This is a genomic window from Marivirga lumbricoides (assembly GCF_014636295.1).
Taxonomy (GTDB): Bacteria; Bacteroidota; Bacteroidia; order Cytophagales; family Cyclobacteriaceae; genus Marivirga; species Marivirga lumbricoides.
In genome coordinates this window covers 164,332-189,121 of sequence record NZ_BMEC01000004.1, presented here as the reverse complement: position 1 = coordinate 189,121, position 24,790 = coordinate 164,332, and the positions used below count along the sequence as shown (strand labels likewise).

At 35.1% G+C, this 24,790-nt stretch carries 14 protein-coding genes; 2 read left to right on the top strand and 12 right to left on the bottom strand.

The window, feature by feature from the left end:
- Positions 1-4 precede the first annotated feature (4 nt).
- From rpsA to IEV85_RS07625, 11 genes are all read right to left on the bottom strand, one after another.
- Positions 5-1,981, bottom strand: a complete 1,977-nt coding sequence (gene rpsA, locus IEV85_RS07670; protein ID WP_188461912.1) for a 30S ribosomal protein S1 — start codon at positions 1,979-1,981, stop codon at positions 5-7.
- A 420-nt stretch (positions 1,982-2,401) separates the two neighbouring features.
- The gene (locus tag IEV85_RS07665; RefSeq protein ID WP_188461910.1) at positions 2,402-3,754 is read right to left on the bottom strand and encodes an endo-1,4-beta-xylanase; all 1,353 of its coding nucleotides are present in this window, start codon (positions 3,752-3,754) and stop codon (positions 2,402-2,404) included.
- A 312-nt stretch (positions 3,755-4,066) separates the two neighbouring features.
- Complete coding sequence (locus IEV85_RS07660; protein WP_188461908.1) at positions 4,067-5,179, bottom strand: IPT/TIG domain-containing protein; 1,113 nt, start codon at positions 5,177-5,179, stop codon at positions 4,067-4,069.
- A 7-nt stretch (positions 5,180-5,186) separates the two neighbouring features.
- Positions 5,187-6,710: a RagB/SusD family nutrient uptake outer membrane protein gene (locus IEV85_RS07655; protein ID WP_188461906.1), complete on the bottom strand. Its 1,524-nt coding sequence runs from the start codon at positions 6,708-6,710 to the stop codon at positions 5,187-5,189.
- A gap of 43 nt (positions 6,711-6,753) precedes the next feature.
- Positions 6,754-9,855, bottom strand: a complete 3,102-nt coding sequence (locus tag IEV85_RS07650; protein WP_188461904.1) for a SusC/RagA family TonB-linked outer membrane protein — start codon at positions 9,853-9,855, stop codon at positions 6,754-6,756.
- 580 nt (positions 9,856-10,435) lie between these two features.
- Entirely contained in the window at positions 10,436-14,584 is a 4,149-nt protein-coding gene (locus IEV85_RS07645; RefSeq protein ID WP_188461902.1) for a two-component regulator propeller domain-containing protein, read from the bottom strand.
- A gap of 362 nt (positions 14,585-14,946) precedes the next feature.
- Positions 14,947-15,909 carry a glycoside hydrolase family 16 protein gene (locus IEV85_RS07640; protein ID WP_188461900.1) on the bottom strand — a complete coding sequence of 321 codons (963 nt, stop codon included), beginning with the start codon at positions 15,907-15,909 and terminating at the stop codon, positions 14,947-14,949.
- A 647-nt stretch (positions 15,910-16,556) separates the two neighbouring features.
- Entirely contained in the window at positions 16,557-17,900 is a 1,344-nt protein-coding gene (locus tag IEV85_RS07635; RefSeq protein WP_188461898.1) for a TolC family protein, read from the bottom strand.
- Positions 17,893-18,582, bottom strand: coding sequence for an ABC transporter ATP-binding protein (locus tag IEV85_RS07630; protein WP_188461896.1), 690 nt, complete (start codon positions 18,580-18,582; stop codon positions 17,893-17,895). Before IEV85_RS07630 ends, IEV85_RS07635 begins: the two co-directional genes overlap by 8 nt.
- A 674-nt stretch (positions 18,583-19,256) precedes the next feature.
- Complete coding sequence (locus IEV85_RS25055) at positions 19,257-19,391, bottom strand: hypothetical protein (RefSeq protein ID WP_262892138.1); 135 nt, start codon at positions 19,389-19,391, stop codon at positions 19,257-19,259.
- A 120-nt stretch (positions 19,392-19,511) separates the two neighbouring features.
- Positions 19,512-21,887 (bottom strand): ABC transporter permease, encoded by a 2,376-nt coding sequence (locus IEV85_RS07625; protein ID WP_188461894.1) that lies wholly within the window; start codon positions 21,885-21,887, stop codon positions 19,512-19,514.
- A 368-nt stretch (positions 21,888-22,255) separates the two neighbouring features.
- Between IEV85_RS07625 and IEV85_RS07620 the strand changes: the two genes are divergently transcribed.
- Both IEV85_RS07620 and IEV85_RS07615 read left to right on the top strand, forming a co-directional pair.
- The gene (locus IEV85_RS07620) at positions 22,256-22,714 is read left to right on the top strand and encodes a hypothetical protein (protein ID WP_188461892.1); all 459 of its coding nucleotides are present in this window, start codon (positions 22,256-22,258) and stop codon (positions 22,712-22,714) included.
- Positions 22,715-22,719: 5 nt separating this feature from the next.
- Complete coding sequence (locus IEV85_RS07615; RefSeq protein WP_188461891.1) at positions 22,720-23,208, top strand: hypothetical protein; 489 nt, start codon at positions 22,720-22,722, stop codon at positions 23,206-23,208.
- Between the two features lie 28 nt (positions 23,209-23,236).
- Here the strand turns inward: IEV85_RS07615 and IEV85_RS07610 are convergent, their stop codons facing one another.
- Entirely contained in the window at positions 23,237-24,721 is a 1,485-nt protein-coding gene (locus IEV85_RS07610) for a T9SS type A sorting domain-containing protein (RefSeq protein WP_188461889.1), read from the bottom strand.
- Between the last annotated feature and the right edge of the window lie 69 nt (positions 24,722-24,790).

Sequence of the window (24,790 nt, the reverse complement as noted above, 5' to 3'; positions counted from 1 at the left end):
AAGATTACTCTTTATCTTCTTTATCGTCTTCATTTGAAGCTTCTTTCTCTGCTTTAGCCTGCTCATTTTTAGCCTCAGCTTTAGCCTTATCAGGAGCTGGAGTTGGTGTCTCAGCTTCAGATTTTTCAGCATTCTCAGCCTTTGGCTCTTCTTTCTTAGCTGCAGCTTTCTTAGCAGTAGATTTCTTAGCATCACCTTCCATTTGCTCTTTTAAAGCAGAAAGTGCATCTAAATCACCTAATGTAGAAGCAGAAGCTTGTTGTTGCTTAGGCGCAGATTTTTTCTTGCCTTTTGCACCAGCAGCCGGAGTAGCTTTTTTCTTAGGAGCCTCTTCAATATCAGAATGAACGTGTAAGTGAGATAAAACTATTCTTTTATCTTCTTTAGAGAATTCCAATACTTTAAATTCTAAAGACTCACCTACTTCAGCCATTGAATCATCCGCTTTTTTCAGATTTTTAAGAGCAACGAATCCTTCAATACCATATGGTAATTCAATGATCGCGCCTTTATCGTTCTTACTTAAAACAGTACACTTGTGGTTTGAACCTACAGTGAAGATTGATTCAAAGGTATCCCAAGGATTTTCTTCCAATTGTTTGTGTCCTAAAGCTAATCTTCTGTTTTCAACATCCAATTCTAAAACAACTACATCCAATTCTTCATTTACTTTTACAAATTCAGATGGATGCTTGATTTTCTTAGTCCAGCTTAAGTCAGAAACGTGTACTAATCCGTCAATTCCTTCTTCTAATTCAATGAATAAACCGAAGTTAGTCATGTTACGAACCACACCTTTATGCTGTGTTCCTACAGCATATTTAGTTAATACTTCTTTCTTGTTCCAAGGATCTTCAGTCAATTGCTTAATACCTAAAGACATTTTTCTTTCGTCTTTATCAAGTGTTAAAACAACTGCCTCTAGCTCATCACCTACATTGATGAAATCCTGAGGATTTCTCAAATGCTGTGACCAGCTCATTTCTGAAACGTGGATTAAACCTTCAACACCAGGAGCGATTTCTAAGAATGCACCATAGTCCGCCACGTTAACAATTTTACCTTTTACTTTAGATCCGATTTCCAAATCGCCAGCTAAAGAATCCCAAGGGTGAGAAGTCAATTGCTTCATACCTAAAGAAATTCTTTTCTTGTTCTCATCGAAATCAAGCACTACAATCTTCACTTTTTCGTCAAGATTCAATACTTCTTCCGGATGGTTGATTCTACCCCATGAGATATCAGTAATGTGCAATAAACCATCAACACCACCTAAATCGATGAATACACCGAAGTTGGTCATATTTTTGATTACACCTTCTAATACCTGACCTTTTTCAAGGTTATTAAGGATTTCAGCTTTTTGTTTTTCAAGATCTTTCTCTATCAACACTTTGTGAGAAACTACTACGTTATCATTGCTGTAGTTAATTTTCACAACTTTTACTTCCATTTTCTTGCCAACGAATACATCGAAGTCACGAATAGGTTTTACATCAATTTGAGATCCTGGTAAGAAAGCTTCTACTCCGTGAACATCAACAATTAATCCACCTTTAGTTCTTCTCTTAACAATACCTTCAATGATTTCATCACTATCCAATGCACCCTGGATTCTCTCCCATGCACCAACGATTTTAGCCTTTCTTCTTGAAAGAACAAGCTCACCGTTTTTGTCTTCTTTTTCTTCAACGTATACCTCAACCTCATCACCAACTTTCAAGTCAGGAAGGTCACGGAATTCGTTGGTTGGTACTAAACCATCTGATTTGTACCCAACGTTTAAAACCACGTCACGGTCATTAATAGCTACAACCACACCTTTCACAACTTCTTGTTCAGCCAAGTCAGTTGCTACGTTGTCGTACATTGAAGCTAATTCATCTTTTTTTGCTTTTGAGTAGCCTTCACCAAAACCTTTGGTTTCAAATGCTTCCCAGTCGAACTCTTCGTTCTTTACGTTTTCTTGATTTTCTGCCATAATTGTCAGGGCCCTCTATTTTCGATGAGCAAAGCGGACCTAATTTGCCATCGTTTTGGTTTACAAATACTTACCCTTTCAGATAAACCATTCACTCGAACGGATTGCAAAGGTAAGGATTTTTATGAACAACAAAAGTATATGCTCTGGATTATTTATAGAACTAACACTTTGATTTTGGGAGACTTAGTGAATTCCATAGTCATTTTTCTATGGTTCCATTCCTTTGTCAGCTCCTCAGTTTCAAGATTTAAATGACGATCGGATTCATATTAAGTATTATTTTAAAACAGACTATCGATTCCATCAATTTATATAACTTATTATTGCTACCGGTGGGAATTAGCATAAAACCAAAAGGTCAATTCCTCAAATTACTACTTAAACGTTTTTGAATAGCTAACTATTCAGTCTCTTTTGTTACTCTAATCCTTCAAGAAATCCTATATGTGCAGATTTTCTATCAAATGAATCATCAAACAGTAATGGCCAGTCAGGTCTGTTATATTGATCTATAATCCAGGATTCCGGATCACGTATACCCCATACAGTAATTGCATATTTAAAAGAGTCGGGGATGCTATTATATAAGTCAACAACTTCTTTATACTTTAATCTCTGAGCAAAATCACGTTCCTCTGTTAGTGAATTAACAATTTGCCTTCCATCAGGATTAACTCTGATGTCTAGCTCTGAAAAGTGCACAATTAGATTCCTTTCTATAGCTTTGTCAACGTCAACCTGTATCTGCTGTCTGGTTGGGTTATCTATACTTATATGCATCTGAAGTCCAATCCCATCTATTGGTATATTGTTAGATTGTAGCTCATCAATCATCGCATAAACATCGTTCTGCTTAGTTAAGTCTTCCGGAGTATTGTAATCGTTATAAAACAACAAGGCATCCGGATCTGCTTCTCTGGCCCACTGAAAACATTTAGCAATATAATCGGATCCCATTTTTTCAAGAAATATGCTGTTTCTTATACCCCCACCATCATTTATAGCTTCATTAACTACATCCCAGGATGTTATCTTCCCTGCATATCTTGTTACAACAGCCTTAATATAGTCTTCTATAATCTGCTCAAACTCCTCGTCCGTACCTGTAAAAGTAGTCATCCAGTCAGGCACTTCTACATGCCACACCAATGCGTGACCATGAATATTTAAATTATTTTCTGTAGCGTAGTTTACTAAAGCATCTGGTGCTGTCCAGTTGTAATTGCCAGGCCCTAAAAAAATGGTTCTCATTTTCATTTCACTCTCAGCCGTAATACTGTTAAATTCAGTAGTCAGTAGTTCATTATACTTTCCTGAGAGTCGGTTAGTGCTTACAGCCGCACCTACAAAAAAGTTGTTGGCAGCTTTATCTTTTAGAAAAACATCAGTATCAATAAGTGTTCCTGTTGTAGTGACCATTACAACGTTCGAAAAATCCGATTCGGCAGATTCTCTTACTGCCTTAACTCTAAAATAATACTGCGTTGCCGGAGTTAAACCTGTAACTTCAGCCCTTAAGCCCGTAACTTCTAACGATTCATAACCTGAAATGAAGCTGGAAAAATCACTTTGAAGTGATACATCCAGCAAGTAACTTTTTGCTGTTGATACAAAGTTCCAACCTGCAGTAAAACTAAGGTCAGTAACATCTGTGGCAGGATTGGCAATCGGTTCTTTAAGCGCAGGTAGATCCACCTCGCCTTCATCACTGGCACAAGCAGTCAACAGAAATAATATACTTGTTAAAAATAGTAGAATCAGATTTTTCATTAGTAGTTGTTTACACATTAAAATATTTTGTTAAGACAGTTGATCAATTCTATAAAAACATAAAGCGAAGTTTTATAGCTAAGCAGAAGCAATTAAGATTTCACAATAGAATTTTTAATGAACAGGAATTCAAGAAATTTCCATGATGAAACAATGCCTGAATTAATAGATTTGATATGACTTATATTTAAAACGGCTTGAAAATGACCAAGCTGTCTTGATTAAGTTTCATAACAGCGAGGGCTATGCCTTCGCTGTTATGAAAATCATGTCATAAATAGTTATTGAATCAAAAAAATTAAACTCTGATAATTAATTTCTGTATTTGATTTTCAGATTATCAAAACTAATTGTTGTAGGATTTGGCGTATCACTCTGCACAATAGAAACATTGATTTGATTCACTTGAGAGGGATCCGGATTACCTTCAACCACCTCACCAAAACCGTAATTATTCTTAAATTCTGATAATGGTATAGAGTACGTATTCCATTCAGTATCTTCAATTTTCATATTGTAAGCAAAGTTTGCTCCGTCTATTTCGTTCAGTTGAATGGCTACATGAGCCCCCACAACATTAGCACTTATGTCAATCTCAATATATACTTCTGTTGGGTCAGTATTAGTTTCATCCACAAAGTTATTCCCGCCACCAGCGCTGGTACCATTATATCCATTTGCATCAGAACCTGCCCAAGTGAATTGCGCATAATTTCCTGAAGGTCCACCTGAAACATTTGCATCAAAAGATTCAACATCTCCAAAAGAAAACCATTCTTGCCTAACTCCACCACCATCAAAATCAGAGATGTTTATTATAACAAACCCTAAGCTAACATTTAAAAATTGAGTAACAGTACCACCCGGGGTTGTAATCTCTAAATCTGCCCCACCAGTTGCCGTTTCAGGTATAAGGATTGTAAGCGATTCATCGGAAATAACACTATACTCAATGGGTTCTCCATCAAATGTAACACTGCTCACATCATAAAACCATTCCCCTTCCACAGTAGCAAAGTTTCCAACTAATGGTGTTTCAGGTGAAATACTACTAATAACAGGAACAGGTTGTATAATTTCAAAATCAGTTGTAAATGATCCACCTGATGTTTGAAAGGTTATTGGTTGTAATCCAAATCTACTGCCTTCAGAAATATCGAATGGAACTGTAAAAATAAATGCCCTATTAGAATTATAGGCTGGGTTAAAGCCTACCTCAATAGTATTGTCCAAAGTAATCTTTTCTAAACCTGAAAGCCCTTCTCCCTCTACTCTAACCTGCTGAAGCGGAAAAGAAGCATTTAATAAATCTCCGGATGCCGAAACGATGGCATCTACTTTTATTTCAGCATTATCCTCCTCACAGGAAGAAAATGCTACTAATAACATCAATAAAATTGCGATATTTTTTATTTTATTTAACATAGTAATTTTAGTTAAAGTTGTAAGGAACAGGCTCTTCCAATAAAGAAGGGTTTGTATTGATTGCCGATTGAGGGATAGGTAACTCAAAGTAATTAGCACCAGGTGTGATCTTAATTGACACTAATTCAGTCCTTGCCTCATCCGAATAAAACCCAACTTCCTGTTGGGATATAACAGAGATAGCCTCGCTAATTCCTCTTCGCTTTAGATCAAAGAAATATTGGCCCTCCAAAGCAAACTCAACCCTTCTTTCAGTAAACAATTCCTCTCTAGTTAAAACAGTTTTAGTGGGTAAACCTGCTCTCCTTCTTACTTCATTATATGCATTTAATGCAGAAGGATCAGAAGTTGAAGAAGCTCCTGCCAATTTAGCTTCAGCATGCATTAATAATACGTCTGCATACCTTAGTATGATGGTGTTCTGAGATGTTTTCATAAAAAAAACATCAGTCCGCTCAGCGGCAGAACCTACAATGTATTTTCTAAAATTGGCAGACGTGGCAGAAAGGCTCTTTTCATATGTAAATCCACCCTCAGAAGATAGTAATTCAGGATAGAAATCACCATCCTCCATAATCGTAGCTTTTTTCCTTCCATCCTCATCAGTAAAATCCTGTTGAAGTGAGATAGAGGGTAAATATACTCCCCAACCATCTTGTCCTCCAGTTATACCTGATCCAAAAGGTACAATATATGCCTGGTTAGTATTTTGTGTTCCCCAAACTGTAGCAAGCGATATCCATTGTAGCGCGAACATGCTTTCAGCACTATTATTATTTTCAGGGCTATTAAACAGGTCACCAAACTGTTGAATTAGTGAATACTGCCCTCCAATAATTTCTTCTGTCAGGCTGGCACTTTCCGAATATTCACCAAGTGTAAGATGCACTTTTGCTAAAATGCCTTTTGCCACATCCTGCGTTACAAATCCTCTTTTAGCAGCAAACTCTGGTAAATTTTCAGCAGCAAATTCAAGATCTGATTTAATAAACTTATATACGTCATCAACCAGGTTTCTTTTCGGTTGAGGTTCAGTATTAATTCCATCCACAATAGGTACTGCTCCAAAGGATCTGACTAAATAAAAATAAGCATTTGCTCTCATGAACCTGCCAACCCCTATTAAACTATTATAATCATCTTCGGGTAGCTCATCCTTTCTCTCTTCTACTAAACTCATTAAATTATTTGCCTGGTCAATTACTGAAAACAGGGAGACATAGCCCTCAGTAAGTATAGGATTTTGAGAAGTTACCTGGGCATCTCTAAATTGTTGATAGGCGCCATCGAAGCTGTAAATATTACCGGCATACATGTCACCAACAGCTATTAAAAACTTATCGTTAAATGTAAACCAAGGCTCAAAATACATTGTTTCTGCTATACCATCAAAAGCTGTAATACCATCAGGTAAATCAGTTGGCGTAAGTTGAGTTTCAGATGGTGCATCCAGAAACTCATCTGAACAAGAACACAAAATCAACAATGTAAACAGCGATACTAATCGATATTTATTTATAATTTTTTTCATATTGTACATTTTAAAAATTAATACTTCTAACAACGAATTTTTCTTAGAACTCTAAATTTAAACCAACAGAGGATATCCTTGGCACAGGAAATCTTCCGAGATCAATGCCATTTAAGGTTACATTTTGATCTAAACTTCCTAATGAAGGATCAAATCCTGAATACTTAGTGAAAGTGTATAAGTTCTGAACACTTGCGTATACCCTTATCCTTGAAAAGAACCCATTTCCTATTATTCCGGAAGGCACATTATAACTTAACATTACATTTTGTATTCTTAAGTAAGAACCATCTTCTACAAACCTGTCAGAAATTCTACCATTTCCATTAGGATCTGTGAGGGTTAATCTAGGCTCGTTGGTATCTTCATTTACACCTAATTCAAACGCATTGAGTGCTCGTGGAGTCACATTTGAAAATCTGTCTCCGAAACCTGGTACAATGCCATCTATATAATGTCGGGTAAAATTGTAGATGTCATTACCCTGACTTCCCTGAAGCGTGATAGCTAAACTAAAATTTTTATATTCTAAATTATTAATCAGGCTATAGGTAAAATCCGGAATGGCGTTACCAATGGGTGCCTGATCTTTTCCATCAATTACGTTATCATTGTTTAAGTCTTTAAACCTTATATCTCCCACAGCTGTACCATCTTCCTGAAAAGGACCAGCAGCTAACTCCTCTTCACTTCTGTAAATACCGTCAGTCACGAAGCCATAGAACTGGCCTACTGGCTCACCTTCGGTTGTTCTTGTAATAGTGAACTGATCAAACTGTACTCTTCCAAGCAAAGACTGGCCCTGACCTTGAAAACTGGTCAATTCGTTAGTGTATGTAGAAAAAATAGCAGTGGTTTTCCAAAAGAAGTCCTGGGTAGCAATATTATTGGTAGTCAGTGATAATTCTAAGCCTTTAGTTTCGATAACCCCTGTATTGATAAAGAAATCTTGTGCACTTTGGTTAGACTCATCGTTAATCCGTCTTGCCAGGAAATCCGAGGAATTTTTGACATAATAATCTGCAGTAAGTTGTATCTTATTATTTAACACTGCAGCATCAATACCTACGTTAAACGAATTTAAAGATTCCCATTTAATATCGGGATTCCCTAAATTATCAATTGTAGGGGAATTTCCTCCAAATGGAGAGGGTACTAAAGATAGTATGGTTTGAAATCTATTGGCCGGAATATTTTGATTCCCCACAGATCCATAGCCCGCTCTAAGTCTCAAATTATCAACGAAACCATTCTCAGATAAAAACTTCTCATTACTAATAGTCCACCCACCGGAAACGGATGGAAAATATCCCCATCTGTTATTAGGTCCAAAATTTGAGGAAGCATCAGCTCTAACAGAAGCTGATAAAGAATATTTATCCCCATAGCCATAAATTACCCTGGAAATGTAAGAAGTCATGGCCCATCTGCCAGACCCATTGCCATTTTCTGCCGTTTCTATATCGCCAAGGTCTAAATTGGGGAAATCTTTACTTAAAAATTGACCTGTTCTAAACCCACTCAAATACTCGTATCTGCTTTCCTGTGCTTCTTGTCCTATTAATACAGTTAAGTTATGCTTTTCACCAAAAGTCTTGTTATAAGTCAGGTAGTTTTTGATGTTCCAATAATAACTTTGTTCTTGTTGTTTAAAAGATCTGTTTAAGGTTTCTGTAATAGCGCCTAATTCAAATGCAGGAGCAAAAGAGGCAATTTTACCAAAGCCCAAGTCATATCCAAGCTCACTTTTGAAGGTTAAACCTTCAACAAATTTAATTTCCGCAAATAAATTACCAAGAAGCTGACTTCTTTGTGTTGTGGCATTATTGATTTCAGCTAAGGCTACAGGGTTAGTGGCTTCGTTTCCGCCCGATCCTAAATTACCTACCGGACCAGCAAAAGATCCATCTGAATACCTTACAGGCAATTCTGGCGACTGTCTTAATGAATTCATTACTAACCCGCCCCTGTCATCATTCCTTACCACTCTTTGAAAAGATCTATTGATCGATAGATTATTTCCGATTTTCAACCATTCCTTAACTTTACTATCAACATTTACTCTTAGCGATAATCTGTTAAAATCAGAGTTGAGAATGGTACCTTCCTGATCAAAATAGCCAACGGAGGTATAGTATCTTGTATCTTCATTTCCCCCTGATACTGATAATTGATGATTTTGAATGGGAGCAGCTCTAAAAATTTCTTTTTGCCAGTTTGTACCACTTCCCAATAACTCCGGAGTTTGATATTGAAATGGTATAGGTTCTCCATTTAATTCTAAAAGTTTTGTCTGGTACCTTGCATAATCAGGTAAGTCCAACACATCCACAAAATTGATGTTTTCCTGAATACCCACATAAGATTCATATCCTATTACGGCTTTGCCTCTCTTACCCTTTTTGGTAGTAATAAGTACTACACCATTGGCTCCGTTTGCACCATAAATTGCAGTGGCCGAAGCATCTTTTAATATGTCAATGGATTCAATGTCGGATATATTCAAGCCTGCTAATGCTGAATTTCTGGTCTGACCGTCTCCTCCTCCAAATAGTCCGAAAGAAAATGATTCATTGTTTCTATCAGGAAATACCGGAGTTCCATCTATTACATATAAAGGTTCATTACCATTAATTGAGGTTATACCTCTGATTTGAACAGAAATTCCTCCTCCCGGTGTGCCTGAATTTTGAGTTACATTCACACCTGCGGCCTGACCTACTAAAGCCTGATCTATTGATGTAAAAGGTTGATCTTGTATTTCTTCCACTGTAATAGATGAAATAGCTCCTGTTAAATCTTCTCTTTTTTGCGTACCAAAACCTATAACAACTACCTCTTTTAGTGTTTCGGTGTCATCTTTCATTGTTACATTCATGGGTGAACCGAATTTTGCCGGTAGTTTAATGGTTTTAAGACCGACAAAACTGAAAACGATAGTTGCATCTTCTGCTACATTATTCAAAGTAAAACTACCATCCACGTCTGTTATAACACCGTAACTTGTTCCTTCTACAACCACATTTACTCCAGGAATGGGTGATCCACCATATTTGACATTTCCTTCAACAACCTGAGCGGAAACAACATGCCCCAACGTTAAAATGACTGCAGTTATAATTACTTGTAAAAAATGCTTTCCCATAATATTTAGACCTTTAAAATTAATTTCAAATTATTCTTGTTTAATGATTGTATCTATTCACCTAAAATTTGCACATAGTTTTTGCTTACAATTAAATCAGTAAATCAAAACCATGAAAACGTTTGCGAAAGGTAGCTTAAGGGCACATTAATAAATAGAACAGATGAAGCATATTATAGAATATTTGATGCATTCACTTATCAATAACGTCCTCATAATGTATAAAAGAGGCATTTTGCGCTAAACAACAGTTGTAATTCAATAAAAAGATTAAATGAAAAAATTATATAAACCTGCTTGCAGGACCTCCCTAACAGCAAAAATTAGCGAGTGATAATTATATATTTATGAAAACGATTGGCATAAAAATTTCAATGGCTAACCCTCTTACTTCAAACCTTAATTCGATAAGGATACTTGCCTAGAGTGGTAAAAATGTTGCCTTTTGAAAATAGATAGTTCTTACTAGCCAGGGTGATCTTAGGTCATTTCCTTCACAATTGCAGAAGAGTATTATCACTGTTTTACTCTCCCAAAATAAAGCGTTAAATAGGCTTTGCTCTGAAAGGATTTGCTTTGATTACTTTTTTTCTTTACTCCTGGTAGGGACATGACCAAACTTGGACTTATAACATTTAGTAAAATAGGAAGGAGATGTAAAGCCGACTTTATAACTTACTTCATTTATATTGTCATCACCTTCATCTATTAAATGCTTCGCTTTCTCTAATCTTACATTTCGTATAAATTCATTAACGGATATACCAGTAAGGGACTTTATCTTACGATATAATTGGCTTCTGCTTAAAAAGACTTTTGATGATAAAAAATCAACATTCAACTCAGGTTTACTAATATTATCATTAATAATGGCTAATATCTTTTGAATGAATTTTAAGTCTACGGTTGTGGTATTTTGCGTACCTTCCTTTATAATGCCAGTGTATAAATTTTTAAAAATTATCTGCCTGCTTCTAATTAATTGAGATAAACTAGATTTTAGGATTTTCATGTCAAAAGGCTTACTCAAATAAATATCTGCTCCAGAATCAATTCCCTGTAACCTGTCTGATACCATTGCTTTCGCGGATAACATCAATATTGGGATATGGCTTATTTTAATATTAGACTTTATTTTCTTACACAATTCCAGACCATCCATTTCCGGCATAATTACATCAGTAATTATTATGTCAGGTAATTTAGCTACAGCCATATCGTAGCCTTTTTTGCCGTTCTCAGCTACTATTACTTTATAATTCGTTTTAAGCTCATTTTGTAAATAATTTCTTAATTCATTATGATCCTCAACGATTAAAAGTGTCTGTTCTTTTTTGGCATTTTCTACACTAACAGCTGTTTCCTGTTCAATGGAAGGAAGCTCAAAATTTTTAATAAAGTGCTCCTTTTTAAATGGTTTAAGGCTAAAATCTTCCTTCTCAAACATATCCTTACCTCTGGGAAAAGTTATGGTGAAAGTAGTGCCTACATTTAAGGTACTTTCAACATCTATTTTGCCTTTATTTAATTCTACAAATTCCTTTACAACTTCCAGACCAATACCTGTACTTCCGTAATAAGCTTTATTTAAATTATTTACCTGATAAAATCTGTCAAAAATTTTATTAAGGTTTTTCTTATCCAGCCCTGCACCTGTGTCTTCAACAGAAATAGTATAATATTCATCAGTATTAATTCCTGCTTTTGATAAACCTGTTTCAGCTGTGTACGCCTGTTTTTCGATGATCACTTTAATGGCTCCCCCATCAGGAGTAAATTTAAATGCATTAGAAATGAGATTAAACATGATTTTCTCAAACATTTTAGGATCCAGCCAATCAGTAAACTCCTCACTTGTGCTTTCCATGGATATATTTATTTGCCTGAGAGTGGCTTCTTCAGCAAAATAATTAACTATATCCCTCACAAATTCAACTATCTCAATTTCTGACACTTGCAGAGAAACCGTATTAAACTTAAGTGTATTAAAATCCATTAACTCATTGATAAGCCTGGCCAATCTGTCAGAACTTTTGTGAATGGTTTTCAACTTATTATAAATTGAAATAGGCAACACTTCCTGTTTGTTTCTCAAAATATCTTCCAAAGGATTGATAATGAGTGTTAATGGCGTTCTGAATTCGTGAGAAATGTTAGTAAAAAATTGCAGCTTTTTATTATTTAATTTTTCAATTTGTACTGCCTTCTCTCTCTCTAAAATCACTGTTTGTTTGGATTTAACCCTGTTTCTGTATAACCTGGCTATAAAAAATAAAAATAGACCAAGTAATATAATGTAGAGAGCGTAAGCATAGTATGTTTTCCACCATGGAGGTAAAATGGTAATCTGTAAGGTCAAAATTTCCGAGTCTAAGTCTTCATTCTTACTGACAGATTTTAGTTTAAACAGGTAATTTCCAGGCTCCAAATTTGTATAGGTGGCTGAAGTATTATTCCCTACATAATTCCAGTCATCATCAAAACCTTCTAAAAAATAGGCATATTCATTTTTTCTTGAATCTTTAAAGTCTATCCCGACATACTCAATTGTAAAAACTGACTGATCATGGTTTAAGGTTAACTGCTTTGTTTGGGAAATTACTTTCGATAGCGGAGAGTTCTTTTCATTTGGACTAACAGATCTGTTAAATAGTTTAAAATCCATTAAATACAGATGTGGTTCATTTTCAACTTCAATAACCTCTTCCGGATTAAAGTAATTCAACCCCTCATAGTTTCCAAAATATAAATCTCCACTGTTATCTCTGAAAACTGCGTTATTTCTAAATTCATTTGACAACAAACCATCTTCGCGCGTGAAATTTGTGCTCTTTTTGTTCTTAAAATCTAATTTAGTGATGCCGTTTCCTCCGCTCACCCAGATATTCTCATTATTATCTGTAATGATGGCTCTTACAGATTTTTCTTCCATATTAGGGAATGAATCATAACTGAAGAAGGTCTTTTTCTTTTTGTCAAAACTAAATAGCCCGGCACCATCAGTACCTACCCAAATTATTTTATCGTTGGACTCATAAACCGACAGGATCAGATTAATAGAACTATGATTTTTTACATCCTTCATCATCTGATCACGCATAGAAGTTAATCTAAGAGTATCTTCATCGTTTAGCGCTAATCGATATAAGCCGGAAATAGTACCTATCCACAGAATGTTATCAGAATCTACGAGAACTTTTCTTATGTGAGCTCTATAAAAATCATAGCCATCTGGAGCTATGGCTTTAAAATGGAAAAAGTCTTGTGCTGTCGGATTGTAATAATGGAGTCCTCTTGTAGAGGTACCAATCCAAATTCTTCCAGTAGAGTCTTCAGAAAAGCTGAGTACTCTGTTTGACTTTAAGCCTGAAGTATTGGAAGTGTTAAAATTCGTAAAATAATTACTCCCCTTCCTAAGCAAATAAATTCCCTGACTCCAACTGCCTAACCACATGTTTTCTTTACTATCTATGAAAATGGTTTGTATGTCTTTTGCATCCAACCCCGCATAATAATCCTGATTTTCCTCATTTACATGTATAATAGTGTTATCTGAAGGATCGAATATATCTATTCCTCCTCCCTCACTGCTCATAAATATTCTTCCCGATTGATCCTTAATTACTGAAGTGACTGTGCTGGCTTGTAAAGAGTTTTCCTCATTAGATAATGCCTCAATTGAATTGAATTTGTTATTAGATTCGTAAAAAGTACCCAAACCTTTATTATAATAGCCTAACCAAACAATATTTTCATCATCCTCATATAGTGACCAAATGGAGTTAGATTTTAAACTTCGCTCTTTTTGTTTATTGTGCAGATATTTTTGATAGACTTCTCCCTTTTCATCAACTATTATCAGGCCATCGTTTTCTGTTCCACAAAAAATAAAATTGGGGTAAACTTCGACTAAAGATAAAATTTTGTTTTGCGTAATCGGAAAAACATCAAACCGGTAATTATCAATATCAGGCTTTATTCGCATTAACCCATTTGATGTAGTCCCCATCCATAGAAAACCACGCTTGTCTAATAGCATACTTTCAATGGGAACTGTAATAGGAGATTTATTAAATTTATCTTTAAATATTTGATGAGCCTGGTAATTATGATCCAATCCAAATAAACCATAATTTGAACCAACATAAACTAAGCCTGAATTAGCTTTAGATAAACTTGAGACCTGAAAATCAGTTCTCTGAAGAAGCTCTAATGCAATTCTGGTAAATTTAAGCTTTTCCCTATCCAGCTTAAATAACCCGAAACCATAAGTCCCTATTATTAAATTACCCTCGTTGTCTTCTATAATACTATTAACTGAAGCAGGTTGACCATAGTCATTCTCAATTGCCTCTTTAATATTTACACGAATAAAAGCATCCAAATCGCGGTCATAGAAACATAGGCCCTCTTTTGTCCCCACCCATAATTTGCCATCACTATCTATAAATAATGAATAAACAAAATCACTGTTAATTCCCTTACTACTATTATAGTCGTATTTATAGCTTATATAATTGAGGCCATCGTACCTGTATAGTCCAGAACCATCAGTTCCAATCCAGATAAATTCATTTTCATCTTTTATAATGGAGGTTATAGCTCTTTTTGAGGTAGCTTCCGAAATGCTCCTAAATTGGTAATTTTCAAATTTACTCTGAGAAAATAATAGATTAAAGGTACATAGATATATGACGATTAGATATTTGGCTCTCTTTTTATCTATCATAAAATAATTATACATCTTTAATTTTACTATACAAATACGCCCGCTTCATAATTTGCGAAATTACAGGCTAATTCGGTTTAAGTTGAAATAATTTATTCTGATTTATATAACCGATCATGATTTTCTTAATGAACTCTTTTGGATAAAAATTAAGTGAGCTATAATTCTCTTTAAGGTTTCCTCTATTCAATGGATATATCATAACTAAACGATAAAAGTATTAACTAATTCATACTTCAATAGAGCCTATTAGGCAATTACACGAGAATCTACTATATGTATCTGAAAGTCAGCAACAAACCATAACCCATCGTATAATCTGATTTTTAGATTCGATATAAATCTTAAAATGATAAAGCTCATCACTGGTTTTTTATATCTCTTTTAGAAACCTCAACCCAATCAATAAAATAATAAGCCTTCGTAAATCCATCTATTAAATTGTTATTAAAAATTTCACCATCATGGCCTACATTTAGGTTGAAAATAATGTTATGAGGAGTAAAATTCTGTAATTCAAGATTTGGATCTGTCTCTTTATTATAAGTTTTTACGTGCTGGTCGTTAACAAAAATATGAATTGATCTGGTTCCACTGTCATTCATCCAACGCATTTCTATGGTGTGCCAGCCATCTGTAGAATCTCCTTCCAAATTATACTCATAAACTGTATTGTCATGAGACAAACTGCTTACTCCTACAGTAGTTCCATAAAAAATATTACTTGTGAACTTTTCACTATTGCCATAGGAGTATCCTTCCATAATATCTATTTCACCTTTTGTTGGCCATCCATCTTCATCCACCGTCCAAAAGGCAGGCCATAATCCGTAAGTTTGATCAAAATTTACAAAACGAGGTGAACCGTCAGAATTTTCACCATCCCGGGCTAATAACTTCAGGCTGGCTTTAAACCTTATTTCCTCATTTTGCTCCGGGCCGTATTTAATCTTCGATTTAATATGACCCGCCTGGAATCTATCACCGCTCCTTATTGCTGAGAGCGCTATTACCTCTCGATTATCCCAATCCATATAATTTACCTGACTAGCACGGTAATCAGCAGTTTGAGTAGAATTATAATCTGCTCGATTATTTTCAAAAATCCAATGCATACCAGAACTACTACTATCGGTAAAATCGTCTCTAAATACTTCTGTCCAGGTACCTAATTCTTTACCTTCAATAGTTTTGTCATATTCTGATTCAACAACAACAATAACCTCTTCTTCAGGAGTATCTAGTTGCTTATTGTTATTACAAGATAAAAAAGTGGTAGCTGTCAGAGCGATAAAAACTACTGTTACTAAAAATCTATTCTTCATTTTAATTATTTAATTTGATTTTGAAATAAAACAATAGAACATCGTAAATAATCGATTATATAAAACACTGATCTCACATAAACCATGTGCATGGAGCTTCCTCGAAGCCGCCCAATCAACTACAAATTGTTCTATCGTAAAACTCAGATTTATTTCTTCAATTAAATGTAATTTATGAAGCGTTTTCTAGTAAAAATGTCGCGTAAACCTAATTCAAACAGTTCATAATGATTCAATAGTATTGATCTTCAGGTTTTACTATAAACCTGAGTTCGATTATAAAACTGACGTCCCCGCCAAAGCGTGAACGTTCTAACGAGAGATAAAGCAAATTTAAAGTCGAACTCAGGTTATAAAATTGAATAACTAGAGATTTGTATTGCAAAAACTTTAAAGATACTTACTTTAAAACATTTTCTAACAGGTTTGGAAATGTTTCAAAGTATCGAAAGTGAATTAGCAGAAAATATGCCTTTAGACTATAGGTATACGTCCGGGGATACTTTTCTAACAGATAATTGTGATAGACACTCTTTCTTATCTCCTGCCTGAAGACTGAAATACAAAAAAGAGAAAATATTTCCATTCAAATTGTTGAATACAAGCCTAAGTGGCACACAATTATCAAGAAAATAAACCCCAGCGTTCTATTCCATTAACTGATCTGCGGTAAGAGTACCCGTATTGAAATCCAAAATAAGCTTTTGAAATACCAGGGTATATCTTGCTTGAGCATCATCAGATTCTGCTTTAATAAGAGCCTGATTGGCCTGAGATAACTCTACAAAATTAGCTACTCCTATCTTATACCTTTCTTTTTGTACTTCATGTGCTTCCTGAGAAGCCTCTACTCCTATTTTTGTAACTTCCGCTTTTTTTATAGCGGCTTTAAAATTCAAGTAAGCATTTTGAACATCTCTATAGACTGTACGCTTTAAATTTTCAAGGTTTAATGAATTATTGGCTAAATCAACTTTTGCTACTTCTATTCTGGTTCTGTTAACAAAATTATTGAAAATGGGAATGTTAAGGCTAAGCCCTACAGTATTGTTAGGGTAAAGATCGAAAAACTGATCTCTGAAATTCAATGTATTCAAAGAGCTATATTGTGTTCCATACTGATAAAATGCAGACAAAGAAGGGTATAAACCTGTTTTTGAAAATGCTACGTTTCTTTGTGCAGACGCAAGAGTTAATTGAGACTGCTTTAAGTCCACTCTATTTTCCAAAGCCACATTAAAAGCTGAGCTTAGATCTACTTCAGGAAATTTAATGGCAACATCAGAAGCTTCTATAGGAGCAACTTCAAATACCTCCAGAGGATTTAACTGCAAAGTTTGAGCAAAGGTAGCCTTATTGATTTCTAACTGATTTTCACTTTCTATAGCAGTTAATTCAAATTGCCTAAGCTGAGCTTGCTGTGTATACAAATCAGCCTGAGGCCTCAGGCCTTGTTTAACGAATCCTTCAATTTGCTGTAATTGCTTTTCCTGATCGGTTACTGCCTGCTGATTGATTTTGAGTAACTCTTTATCTAACAGTACCTGTAAATACTGCTGAGCAATCTGGAAAATAATTTCCTGTCGCGTTCTTTCTACACCTTTCAGTTGCGCTTCGTAATTATAAGAAGCAATTTTACGGCTATGTACCCTGCCAAAGCCATTGAAAATGGTTAGATCAGCATTCACACCGCCTGATAATCTATCGGCCTGAACGTTTTTTATTTCAAAGCCATCTTCCACTAACTGAAATTGCTGCCCGTCCTGTCGTGAAGCTTGAAAGTTAATTCCTGCAGAAGGTAAGTAAGCCATTGCTGACTGCTTTTTTTGAGCATCCAGAGAGATTAACTGATTTTTCTCCTGGCGCAACTGAATGTTCTTTTCCAGGGCAATAGCTACTGCTTCATCAAAAGAAATTACTCTTACTTCCTGAGCTTTTCCAATAAATGAAGATAGTAAGACTATTGCTAAAAGGGGTATAAACTTAAACATACTGTGCACTTGTTTTAAAATCTTTCACTACTGCGCCATCTTCCAACTCAATAATTCTAGATCCGTACTGCGCATTTTCTTCTGAATGGGTTACCTGAATAATCGTGGTGCCCTGCTTATTTAATTCCTGAAACAATTGCATTATTTCTTTGGATTGGGTAGAGTGTAAATTACCTGTAGGTTCATCTGCCAATAATATAGATGGTTTTCCTATGATAGCTCTTGCCACTCCTACCACCTGTTGCTGACCTCCTGAAAGCTGAGCCGGAAACAGATCTTTCTTAGCTACTATACCAAACCTGTCCAGCATTTCCGCTACCAGACTTTTCCTCTCAGAAGATTTTACTCCTCTGTACAGCAAGGGTGTTTCAATGTTTTCATAAACTGTCAGTTCGTCTATCAGATGATATGCTTGAAATACAAAACCAAAATGCTGTTTATGCAAGGCTGCTTTTTTTCTTTCATTGAGGGCTTCAATTTTTTCCTCTTTTAAGAGATAGGTGCCGGCCGATAATTCGTCCAGTAATCCAATAATATTTAGTAGGGAGGACTTACCTGCTCCACTAGGCCCCATAATTGTTACGAACTCACCTTCCTCTATAGAAAGGTTAATACCTTTAAGGATAAACTGCCGCTGAAATTTGCTGCTTATGTATTTGTCAAGGTCTGTTAGTGTAATCATATCTTAATTTTTGAATTATTTTTCCAATTAGTGTGCCACTTAGTAAAAAGGCCTCTCAAGTTATAAAAATGAGTTCTATTTCTCAATTGCTGTCCATAAGCGAGAGAATACGTCCGAAATCGGACGGCTATTTGAATGTTTTGTAGCTCGGTATTTAGCATACTGATTTCCTCTCATGGTGCGTATCTCTCAAACCATTAAACTTATAATGAATGTCATTGTCAATTCAGCTATCATAAACTTTCGTGAGACACGAAACTTGGCGTAGAGATTTTAAATTGATCTTTAAAATAGCTTTACAAAAGGTCTGCCCTGGTGTCGCCATGGTTCGTGTCTCACTAACCAATCGTATGGTTAATTTTCCTCTCCCTTCTTTTTTCTACTATATAACAAGACTTGATTTCCTTCAATGGAAAACTATTCTATCTCGTAAAACACCCCTGTAGTCCCCTCTAGGGTAACACCCCTATAATCCCCTCAAGGGGATAGCCTCACAGATGTAAGTAAGCAGAAAACTAATCAGCTTTAGCTCTATTTTCTAATATAGCAAAAGTCCTGTTATCTCTATTGAGGTTCAGTTCAAAGGACTGCGATAACTTGACAAAAAAGAAACAAAAAGTCAGGAAAGTTTAATGTCAGCCAAAGGCTGACCAGCCTTCGGCTGGCTTCTATCCTTATGGCCTTCGCTGGCCTGCTTCCTGAAAGCTTTCGGAACCTCCCACCCGCTTTTTCAAGTTCCTCGAAAGTGGTCGGGTTAGTCTTTTTAATATTAAATAATAGTCTGCCGTGGGTCGTGTCTCACGAGCCATTACCATAATAGTTAATTTAAACCCATTTCAGCTTTATAAAAGCCATTGTAAAACCTCCTCGATACGTCAAAGGGATCCCTTCGGGTCAATCGATGAGGAGTAGGAGAATCTTAGGTCAGATTACTCATCTTTCAAAGTATCGGCCGGATTAATCCGAATTGATTTAATGGTTTGAAAACTAATGGTGAGCCAGGCAATAACCAACGCAGCTAATCCTGCACCGGCAAAATAGTACCATTCTGGCTCAATACTATAAGCAAAGCCCTGCAACCAGCTTTTTGTTGTCCAAAAACTTATGGGGATAGCAATTACAATTGCAATAACTACCATTTTAGTAAAATCAGCAGAAAGCAGTTGTATAATTTGCAATCCACCGGCACCCAAAATTTTTCTGATACCAATTTCCTTTTGTCTGCGCTCAGCGGTAAAGGCTGCTAAGCCGAACAAACCTAAGCAGGAAATAATAATAGCAATACCGGCAAAATAGCGTGAGAGTAAAGAAACTCTTTGCTCAGCCTGATACTGGGCCTGGTAATTGGCATCCAGGAATTCATAATTCAGGGTAAACCCCGGATTAAATTCCTTGTAAAGTGCTTGTATACCTGCTAAAGATGATTCCACATTATTAGATTGCACCTTGGCAAAAATATTCAACATAAAACTTTTATCGAAATGGAACAGCATAGGCGAAACAGCCTCATGCAAAGAGGAAAAATGAAAATCTTTCACTACCCCAATTATTTCCTTTTCATTGCCCCACATTGTCACCTTTTTACCGATAGGATCTTCCAAACCCATTACCTCAATAGCCGCTTCATTAAAAATAATCTTGTCCTCTTCCGCTCCATATTTTTCAGAAAAACTTCGCCCTTCTTTCATTTCTATACCAAGAGTTTCTATTAAGCCATAGTATGCCCTGGCCTGTTCAAATAAAATATTGCTGTCAGTGTATTTGCCTTCCCATGTTACGCCTGTGGTTGAAGCTCCACTTTTTACAATTGAATGAGTGGTAGCAGAAGCATTTATTACTCCTGGCACACCTTTTAATCTATTGATAAAAGCTTCTAATCTATCTGCCACTGTTCCTTCTATAGGAAATTTTATCACGTGTTGCCTTTCATAGCCCAGGTTTTTATTTTGAACATATTCAATCTGACTATAAACCACCCAAACTGCTACTAAAAGTATAATTGAGATCACGAATTGAAAAACCACTAATCCTTTTCTTGTCCATAATTCACCAGTTGAGGTAGTCAACTTGCCTTTTAAAATGCTGACTGGCTTAAATCCGGAAAGATAAAGAGCCGGATAACTTCCTGCTACTATCCCAGTAAATAAGGTAATACATACAGTAGCAATAAAAAGGTTAACTCCCATATTGATAGTAAGATACTTACCTGTAATTTGATTGAACTGAGGTAATAACAGTAGCACAATGAGGTAGGCCACTCCTAAAGAAAGCAGTGTTATAGTGATGGATTCTCCCAGGTGTTGGAAGATTAACTGTTTTCTACTAGCTCCCATTGTTTTCTTTACTCCTATTTCCTTGAGGCGCCTTGAGGCTCTTGCAGTGCTTAAATTCATAAAGTTGATGCAGGCTATAGCCAATACAAAAAAAGCAATGATAGAAAATAGGCGCACATAAGTGATTCTTCCTCCTGCCTCTTTTCCATTCTCAAATTTCCCATGCAAATATTTGCTTGAGTACTTTTTAAAGAAAGGCTCAACATTTGTTTTCTCTACTTTATTCTTAATAGTTGGTGCTATTTTTTCATTTAATTCATCAATATCAGTTCCTTTAGCGAGTTCTACATAAGTGAGAGCAATGTAATTTCCCCAGTGATTTCGCTCTTTCCCCATTAAATCATCAATAAAGACGGAGAAAGGAAGTACAAACTCAAATGATTCAGTGCTATTGTCAGGTAAATCTTCTAAGACTGCTGAAATTTGGGCTTGCCCTTTAAACTTTAGTATTTGCCACTCTAAAGTTTTACCAATTACGTCAGTGGTTCCGAAAATTCTTTTCGCTATGGATTCGGTCAAAACAATATTACTCTTATCAGATAGTGCTGTTTTCCCATCGCCTTTCAAAAAGGGAAAAGAGAAAAGCTGAAAATATTCAGCGCCTGAAAACTTACCTCTGGCTTTCACTTTTTCTTCTCCTATGGATAATGAAAAACCATCACCAAAGTCGTTTGTTTCAGTATCCTCAACGGCAGTAATTACTTCAGGAACTTCCTGTTTCAATACATCTGCCAGAAGAGCTGGTACTGGTGGAGCAGAACGAATTTGCCCGTTCTCCTCGTGATGCATGTAAACCTGGTAAAGCTGCTTGTCCTTTTGATGGAACTTATCCATTGAAAGTTCATCGTTAACCCAAAGATAAATGAGTAAGGCACATGCCATACCTGTAGAAAGCCCCAACAGGTTAATAAAGAAAGTGCTTTTAAAACGTTTAAGATTACGGTAGATAATAAGCAGGTTGTGTTTGAACATGGCTATTTGATTTGAAATGAATAAAACTCTTAGCTGGAATATTCAATTGGGGTGCCACAGTGCAAAACAGGCTTTAAATAGAAAATTGAGAGCTTTGTATTGTCGCTCTGTTCATAATTGCTTTGAGATTGTCCATTTGCGGACGTCTGCCATTGATAGCTAATAAATTAATTTTTTTAGTCTTTTTAGCCTTTACAATTCCTTATCTCCCTCACTATAAGCAAAATAACTATCCATAGTACTTGCAAATTATTTTTTTTATTTTTAATTTCACTTATACTATCTGTAAAAATAAACTAAATGAAAGGAGGTCAATATTCAATAATAAACTTTCACACTAATTAATTTCAATTAAAACTTTAAAAATCATGAAAAAACCTATCCAGTATTTATCCCTAATTTTTGTTCCATTAATAATGTTCTCAACATGTCAGGAGCAAAAAGAATTACAATTGTTTAACTCTGATGAAATTAATTTAGAAGAATTAAACTGGACTGAACAAAAGTCAAAAATAGAAGCTAAATTATTCGATGATAATAATCGGCAAATTTTATCTAAAGATGATATAGAAATTGGAAAACCTTATAAAGTACAAATAAAAGCTGATAAACCCATCATCTTTAAGATCATTAGCAAATATGGGCTTGAGACAGATCAGAAAACATTAAAAAATATGAGCTTTTCTGAAAATTTTGAAATGCAAGTTAGATTCACCCATGAAGGCTTCAACCAAATATTTTTTGCAATTGCTCCTATTTATTTAGAAAAAGAAGAACTTATTAGAGAAAGACCTCAATCATTTTTACTTCCAAAACCTAAACAATAAAAGTCATGAAAAATTTAATTATTCTATTTATGATTATGATGGCGGCATTCCATGCAAAAGATATAAGCGCACAATGCTGTTCTCAACAAGTATTACAGGAGCAGATATTACCCAATCTACAAATCACAATTTTAAATAGTAGCGGAAATCCAGTTTCCTCATTAAGTCCTGGAACAAACTATACTTTAAGAATTAAAGCTACAAGTGGTACATGCTTTGTAAGTGGTTCAGGATGTGGCACCGGTTTAGCTCCTGCCAACTTATATGTACAATTTGCATTTGGTTGTTTGTTAGATGGAGGTACAGCACCTCCTTCTCGCGGAAGGGATGTGGGGCCATCCAATAATTATACAGCCAATATTAATCTCACCACTTTAACAGGAGCTTCTTTTTCTAGTCAAATCACCTTATTAGTCAATGCTCAGTGCACGGCTCCGGGTAGCTGCGGATTAGTTAATAATAGCGTACCAAGAGCATTTAATTTTCCTAATTAAATGCTCTAAATCAAGTAGTCGTATTTACTTAAAGTACGACTACTTTTCTCAGGATAGTATCATAGTTATTTCTAACTAAAATGAAATAAAGACCAGAAGAAAAATTACTTAAGCTTACCCCTTCATCTTCCTTGTTATATCTAAACTTAGTTATCAGCTGGCCAAAACTATTAAACACCTCTATTTCAAATGGGTACAAACAAACTGGATTATCATAACTTAAATATAAAACATCATCTGTAGGGTTTGGATAAAAAACCAGAGATTTCAAGCCCGGGCACTCTCCGTAATATAAATTTTTAGTAGGAATATTATCAAAATAATATTGAGGAAATTGAGGAAAGGACTCTACAAATCCAATATTTGTTTTTATTGCCTCCGTTTTTAAAGCTATAATTTCAAAATCAATATTTTGAATTTTTTCATTTGGATTTTTAATTATGGCTATAGTTCTATTAAGAGCCCCATTAGGGCCACGAATACTTCCTAAAAAACTATTGTAAATTTTACCATCGTATCCAGTTTGAAGTATAGTGGGAGTAATAGTATGAAATAAATCACTTTCAGGGAATACCTCATACTCAAACTTCAGGGAGTCTCTTGTCCTAATAATTTCATCCACTGAAGCAACTGAAAGATCATATTGAATCAATGGTTCCGTACCTGATCCGTCACCACCATATGTTATAAATAATTTACTATTATCCGGGGAGAATATAGCTGAGAAAAGAAAATCATAATTACCAAGTGTTCCTATTTTTACAATTTCCCCTAATACTTTATTGAAGCGAAACAATTCGACAATATTATATAAAGGATTTTCAGAGTAATTTAAATTAACGAGAAACTCACCATTGGGAGAGGATTGTAAATAACCAGCATTATCGTTCAATTCAGGCTGTTCTATTAATCCCTCTAAAGGATATGAATTTATTAAATCAATAGATTTACCTTCCACAGAATAAATAAGCAAATTACTGGTTAAGAGATCCTGCATTATCAGCCAATATGAATATTTTTTATTCTTTGGTATTAAAGTAATTTTTTCAGCAACTCCTGAAACAACTTTTTCATTAATAGAAGTCAATTCATTTTTTTCAGTATTATAAATATGGTAAAAAGCTCCATCATTTTGATCTAAAGACTGCTTAATAGTAAAGATTATATGTTCATTGTTACCTATAGGGGTAGAAATAATGGTTTGGTTTAATGAGTTGACACCACTTTTGAAAGGATTATCTCTATTCACAATACCAAAATCCCTATTCCAAAGATATTTACCATCTGAAAAAAAAAGCAATTCTCCAGTCGTTGGATCTGAATAAGAAATTGTTGAAGACCTCAAAGTTTGATCAGGATTAGTCGGGCGATTAAAAATATCAAATCTTCCATTATTAAAATTGAAGCCTATTGATTCACCTACAATCCAGTTGGAAACTTCCTTTTGAGCAATTAATGAGGAACTATTAAATGCAATTAAAATAATGCCTAAAAAAATTCTACTTAAGCTCATCTAAAATTAAATGTTTGTTAACCTATAACGTAAGTTATAATACCATTAGTTTAAATAATTAGATGTTTA